Source organism: Vibrio sp. D420a (assembly GCF_030248625.1).
GTDB lineage: Bacteria > Pseudomonadota > Gammaproteobacteria > Enterobacterales > Vibrionaceae > Vibrio > Vibrio fortis_A.
In genome coordinates, this window is sequence record NZ_JAHGAN010000073.1 from 1 (window position 1) to 5,683 (window position 5,683).

The 5,683-nt window shown below is 45.3% G+C and carries 2 protein-coding genes, 8 tRNA genes and 2 rRNA genes; 4 read left to right on the forward strand and 8 right to left on the reverse strand.

Going from position 1 to position 5,683, the window contains the following annotated elements; genetic code table 11:
* Positions 1-6 precede the first annotated feature (6 nt).
* From rrf (KI743_RS23675) to KI743_RS23690, 4 genes are all read left to right on the forward strand, one after another.
* Positions 7-122: ribosomal RNA gene (gene rrf / locus KI743_RS23675) — 5S ribosomal RNA — on the forward strand.
* A gap of 12 nt (positions 123-134) precedes the next feature.
* Positions 135-210: transfer RNA gene (locus KI743_RS23680), tRNA-Thr, on the forward strand.
* Positions 211-253: 43 nt separating this feature from the next.
* Positions 254-369, forward strand: a 5S ribosomal RNA gene (rrf, locus tag KI743_RS23685).
* 30 nt (positions 370-399) lie between these two features.
* A tRNA-Asp gene (locus KI743_RS23690) sits at positions 400-476 on the forward strand.
* 394 nt (positions 477-870) lie between these two features.
* On the opposite strand, the gene KI743_RS23695 is transcribed toward KI743_RS23690, so the two are convergent.
* From KI743_RS23695 to KI743_RS23730, 8 genes are all read right to left on the reverse strand, one after another.
* The gene (locus KI743_RS23695) at positions 871-2,118 is read right to left on the reverse strand and encodes a DUF1835 domain-containing protein (RefSeq protein ID WP_285468508.1); all 1,248 of its coding nucleotides are present in this window, start codon (positions 2,116-2,118) and stop codon (positions 871-873) included.
* A 420-nt stretch (positions 2,119-2,538) separates the two neighbouring features.
* Positions 2,539-2,614, reverse strand: a tRNA-Asn gene (locus tag KI743_RS23700).
* A 36-nt stretch (positions 2,615-2,650) separates the two neighbouring features.
* Positions 2,651-2,726 (reverse strand) — tRNA-Thr (locus KI743_RS23705).
* 10 nt (positions 2,727-2,736) lie between these two features.
* A tRNA-Asn gene (locus KI743_RS23710) sits at positions 2,737-2,812 on the reverse strand.
* A gap of 24 nt (positions 2,813-2,836) precedes the next feature.
* Positions 2,837-2,912 (reverse strand) — tRNA-Thr (locus KI743_RS23715).
* Between the two features lie 58 nt (positions 2,913-2,970).
* Positions 2,971-3,046: transfer RNA gene (locus KI743_RS23720), tRNA-Phe, on the reverse strand.
* Between the two features lie 236 nt (positions 3,047-3,282).
* A complete protein-coding gene (locus KI743_RS23725) occupies positions 3,283-4,908 on the reverse strand; it encodes a methyl-accepting chemotaxis protein (RefSeq protein ID WP_285468510.1) in 1,626 nt (541 codons plus the stop codon).
* 650 nt (positions 4,909-5,558) lie between these two features.
* Positions 5,559-5,634, reverse strand: a tRNA-Asn gene (locus KI743_RS23730).
* Between the last annotated feature and the right edge of the window lie 49 nt (positions 5,635-5,683).

A 5,683-nucleotide genomic window follows, 5' to 3' on the forward strand; every position in this document is an offset into this window, starting at 1 on the left:
AATTTGCTTGGCGACCATAGCGTTGTGGACCCACCTGATTCCATGCCGAACTCAGAAGTGAAACGCAATAGCGTCGATGGTAGTGTGGGGCTTCCCCATGTGAGAGTAGAACATCGCCAGGCTCCAAATTTTGTGCTGGTATGGCTCAGTTGGTAGAGCGCACCCTTGGTAAGGGTGAGGTCCCCAGTTCAAATCTGGGTACTAGCACCATTTGTTTTGTTGATTTGATACTTCAAATTAACCACAGAATTTGTTTGACGACCATAGCATTGTGGACCCACCTGATTCCATGCCGAACTCAGAAGTGAAACGCAATAGCGCCGATGGTAGTGTGGGGCTTCCCCATGTGAGAGTAGGACATCGTCAGGCTCAAATTGCTTTAAGCTGAATAGACACTGCGGAGTGGTAGTTCAGTTGGTTAGAATACCGGCCTGTCACGCCGGGGGTCGCGGGTTCGAGTCCCGTCCACTCCGCCACTTATCAGAAAGCCTAGTCTTACGACTAGGCTTTCGTCGTTTCTAGCTATAGATAACTTGGTCTTCGATCTGTGCGCTCTGCTCTCAGTTGATCCGTTATCGTCAATAATCCTACTCTTTGTGCTTAAGCCTCTGTCCAATCATCGATAAATCACGTTTGTTCCTTCATTAGCCGTTTGCTACTTCACGCCCGGTGCCTTAGAGGCTTATAGGGGGGGAATCGAACCGTAGAGTTATCTAGCAAATATGTAGTGCCTATGGTTCATTTTTTAATTAGCCTCATTAGAGGCTTGCTGAGAGTGCTGGAGGGAGATAAGGAAAACTAGGAACTTCGGACATAAAGTGAGTGCGGAGTAAATCTAAGCTCTCCACACGATAAGACGCTTATGTGCATCTAGTTATAATGGGATATCGTCGCTAAGTCCTGATGATCCCAGCTCCAAAAGTTGTTAGGAGTGAGGTGAATTCCGCCAACCCACTTGTCTGCAACTTTACTAGTTCTATTGTGGGTAGACTTGGAGAGGGAGATGCGGTTGTTATACCAATCTTTGCTCTCTGATCTCTGGGCTTGCAAGATGGGCTCAGGGCCCTCAGTTAACGGTTTAATGAGAGCCCAATACATTAGGTCTCCTAAGTATACTAAAGGCTCTAGCTTCATATAGCGTTTAAAGAGTTCATTGAATTCTAGGCCCTCTTCTTCATTTTTTAAGATATCTATAGTCAGGCGTTCCACTAACCCATACTTTGAGTCTATGTGGGGGAGTTCCTGTAAGTGTCTAAATATTACTGCTCTAATATTAGGGAAAAGGCCTTGGTCTACTTTATGGTAGTACTCGACTAGCTTTAAAGGGCTCTTTGAACAGAAAGCCGGCCATAACTCTGTTGCTACTGTTATATGCTCTACAGATACTTTTTTTCGACTATTCCAGAGTGCACGCAGCGCTTCAGGAGGCAGTTGACCTAAACCGATGAACCTTTCTCTACCTGGGAAGGTACTCACCTCGATAATCTCTACCTTAGTAGTATTTTGGTATGAAAGTAGATATAAAGATCTAATCAACATCAATTGATCGTAGTTGTCGTGCTCAACCCATAAAACAATACGTTGATAGTCATTATCTAAGAGCTTACTCGTCGCTTGTTTCGCTTCAGACTTTATTTGCTCAAGCGACTTTTCTACTTCTTTCATCTCAGACAGAAGTCGATCAGATACATATTCTGCTCTGATCGCTGAAAGCGTCTTTTCATCCAGAAATAAAGGGCCGATACATAGCGGTTCTATGTATGGTAGGAAGTCTCCACTGAATCCTGCTTGCTCTAATGTTTGCTGTATATCATGACCGCAACGTACATGTAGGGTTTGTAAGTCATTGTCTAGAGCGGGTAGAGGAGCGCCATCTGAACTTTTATTCCTGTCCAGGCTATCAATATGTGATAACAACTTACTCCAGCTACTTACCCCTAGCTCTCGTGCTAATGCTAAGTGTACGTCTGCCAACTTAACGCTATCAGCAGGTAGGAGAGGCTGAGGATGTAGAGCGAGTAACCAACGTAAGTCTTCGACAGAGCCCGACCTGACTCGTTTTAGTCGATATTTCGCGTGTTTTTTTAGGTATGTCAGGTTGAGAGAAAAAGCATTCATATATTCACCATCTCGTAACTTCTGCACTCGCTGATCAGAAGAGAAGGTAAATCAAATTGTAGTTTCCCAAGAGGGAGAAGTTTGATGGCCTTGAGTTTAACTCTTTCCGCGAGTAGGAAGCGCAGGTAACGCTTTAACCAATATATACGAAGGCAGTAGATAACGAAAGTAACAGGCTGAGTTTGTGGGATATTTAATACTATGGAGAGTGCGATAGGTTCGGCTGAACGGTGAAATTGCTATTGGCACAAAGCTGGAGCATTAGATACGAAAAAGCCTCATCGTGTGATGAGGCTTTCTCTAAAGTGGCTCCCCCTGCGGGATTCGACGCGGCCGGCTAGGTCTGAGACATTGCTTTGGCATAAAGCAGGAGCATTAGATACGAAAAAGCCTCATCGTGTGATGAGGCTTTCTCTAAAATGGCTCCCCCTGCGGGACTCGAACCTGCGACATACGGATTAACAGTCCGCCGTTCTACCAACTGAACTAAGGGGGAATTATTTAAGAAGACAAATCTTCTCAATAATATAAATGGTGCCGACTACCGGAATCGAACTGGTGACCTACTGATTACAAGTCAGTTGCTCTACCTACTGAGCTAAGTCGGCACACTAAATGTGGCTCCCCCTGCGGGACTCGAACCTGCGACATACGGATTAACAGTCCGCCGTTCTACCAACTGAACTAAGGGGGAATTATTCTTAAAGCTTGAAAGAAATGGTGCCGACTACCGGAATCGAACTGGTGACCTACTGATTACAAGTCAGTTGCTCTACCTACTGAGCTAAGTCGGCACTGATAATTTCTTCGTGCTTTACTGCTGTTGTCTTATAGACACCAACAAATAAATTGTGGTGCCCGGAGGCGGAATCGAACCACCGACACGAGGATTTTCAATCCTCTGCTCTACCGACTGAGCTATCCGGGCGACGAGGTGTATTAAACGTGTTTTCCGGTTCTGGGTCAACACTAAATTGCAAAAAAAGTATTGTTTGATGTTTTTCTATACTTAGTGGGGTGTTTTTATCCATTTTGTACGAAAAACCTAGGCCTAGCATGCGCTAAACCAGATGCAGAATGAGTTTAAACTCTCGTAAAAAGTGGTTAAATAAAAAAAAGCACGTATGAAAACGTGCTTTTTTAGTTAGTCAAATGAATGGTGAGTTAGTGTTTTACTTCAAAACGGTTAACCCAAGCTTCAAGTTCATTAGAAAGTGAGGCTAGAGTTTGAGTGCTGTTATGACTTTCAGTCACCACGCCACTCAATTGATTGCCACTCTCTTCGATCATATTGATGCGTTTAGATATGTCGTCGCTTACTTGAGTCTGCTCGGCTGCAGCTGTTGCAATTTGATGGCTCATTGAAGAGATAGACTCAAGTGCAATCACAATCTGTTGTAAGGCTTCTGATGCGTTCTGAGACTCTGTTACAGTGCTTTGACTTGTTTCAGCACAGACTTCCATTGTCTGAATAGCATTGCGAGAGCCTTCTTGAAGATTGTTAATCATCAACTGGATCTCTTTGGTGCTGTCTTGCGTTCGGCCTGCTAAGTTACGAACTTCGTCAGCGACCACTGCAAACCCTCGGCCTTGTTCACCAGCGCGTGCGGCTTCTATCGCGGCATTGAGGGCGAGTAGATTAGTTTGCTCTGCGATGTCACCGATTACGTCTAATACTTTAACAATGTTATTCACATCGTTATCTAGATTAGCGACCGCTTCGCTAGCCGTGTTGAGCTGGCCGGCAAGGCCTTGGATGTTGTCTACAGTGTTATGTATGAGGCGTTGAGTATGTTGACTCTGTTTGTCCGCTTCGTCGGTGTTGCGCGCGGTATCACCTGCAGAATCAGCTACGTTGTTTGCGGACGACGCCATCTCAGTCATTGCTGTAGCGATCATTTCCGTTGATTGTTGCTGAGTTTCAGTCAGCTGAGCTATCGAGCCTGCACGGTCTTCTACGCGCTGCAGCTCACCACGGAGTGCTAGCATGGAGGCGTTTAAGTTGGAAACTAACTCAGCCAACGACTGACTCATCTGCTGCACTGCGTGATAGATGCTGCCGTCTTCAGGCTTGGTATCGAAGGATGTCTGGATCTTACCTTGCGCTACAGCTTGTACAGCGGCTCTCACATCCTTAGGCTCTCCACCAAGGAGTGCAAGCATACGTTTGATCGAGAAGATTAGGCTTGAAAGGATAACACCAGCGATCACTAGACAAAGGAACAGTTGCCATTGAGCGGTCGACCAAAAACGTGCGTTAACTTCGTTGAAGCCAATACCTGTACCGACAACCCATCCCCAATGCGGAGTTTTCTCTGCGATAGATAGTTTCTCTTCGATAGTTCCATCTGGCAGTTTTTGAGTCCAAGTGTATTCAACGATCTGCCCGGTGCGATTGCCTAAGACTCTTTGGATAAGCTGACCAACACTGTTGCCATTACCATCTTTAAAATCGTTGAAGCTGGTTCCATGCAATTGAGGATCAAGTGGGGTTGCCACAAAGGTCATATTCTCATCGGCAACGTACACATACTCGTTATCTTTATAAATGTTGTTACGCAGTAGGCGTGTTGCAAGTTGTTTCGCTTGCTCTTCTTCTAGAGTGCCATCAATCGCCATTTTCTCTACTTCTGTGAGAATGCTGTAGGCGCTCTTGAATAGCTCAGTAACACGAGCCTTGTTGTCGATGTTACTGGCGACTCTCAATGTCCAAAGACCGGTGGCGGTTAGTGCTAACAGGGCAACCAGAATAATTGCAGATAAGATGTAAGCTTGCGTTTTTAATTTCATGTTTCCTCACACAGCATAAAAATAATCGAGCTGTTTCATCGGATAGTAATCTAAGTGGTGTAGGGCAGATATCGGAAAAATACGAAAGTATGATAGAGATTAAATTTACGACGAAAAAAAAGTAACAGTGTGCCGTTTTGTGTCGTGAATGTAAGTGCTTGCCTGTTTTGAGAACAGAAATGAAACTTGTCAGTAGCACGAAAGAATCGATGTTCTGAGGTGTGTAGGGGGGGGCGTTTAAGTGAGTGAGTCGCGATGTGACTCTAAGATATGGCTTAGCCAATAGCTTGTATCACAAGGAAACGCATTAACAGGATCTAGTGATAGGACGGTCCGACGATTCGGCTGAGACATTGCTTTGGCACAAATCAGGAGCGTTAGATACGAAAAAGCCTCATCATGTGATGAGGCTTTCTCTAAAATGGCTCCCCCTGCGGAACTCAACGCGGGCGGCTAGCTCTGAGACATTACTTGGAACAAGCAAGTCGCATTTTAAAACGAAAAAAGCCAAGTCTTTCGACTTGGCTTCTTGAATGTGGCTCCCCCTGCGGGATTCGACGCGGCCGGCTAGGTCTGAGACATTGCTTTGGCACAAAGCAGGAGTATTAGATACGAAAAAGCCTCATCGTGTGATGAGGCTTTCTCTAAAATGGCTCCCCCTGCGGGACTCGAACCTGCGACATACGGATTAACAGTCCGCCGTTCTACCAACTGAACTAAGGGGGAATTATTTGTGTCAACATAAGGTCTTAAAGACCACTATTTGTTAAGCACC

Bases quoted from the DNA above. Each gene is read 5' to 3' on its own strand.
- KI743_RS23725 (WP_285468510.1), bottom strand. From the start codon at position 4,908: ATGAAATTAAAAACGCAAGCTTACATCTTATCTGCAATTATTCTGGTT.
- KI743_RS23695 (WP_285468508.1), bottom strand. From the start codon at position 2,118: ATGAATGCTTTTTCTCTCAACCTGACATACCTAAAAAAACACGCGAAA.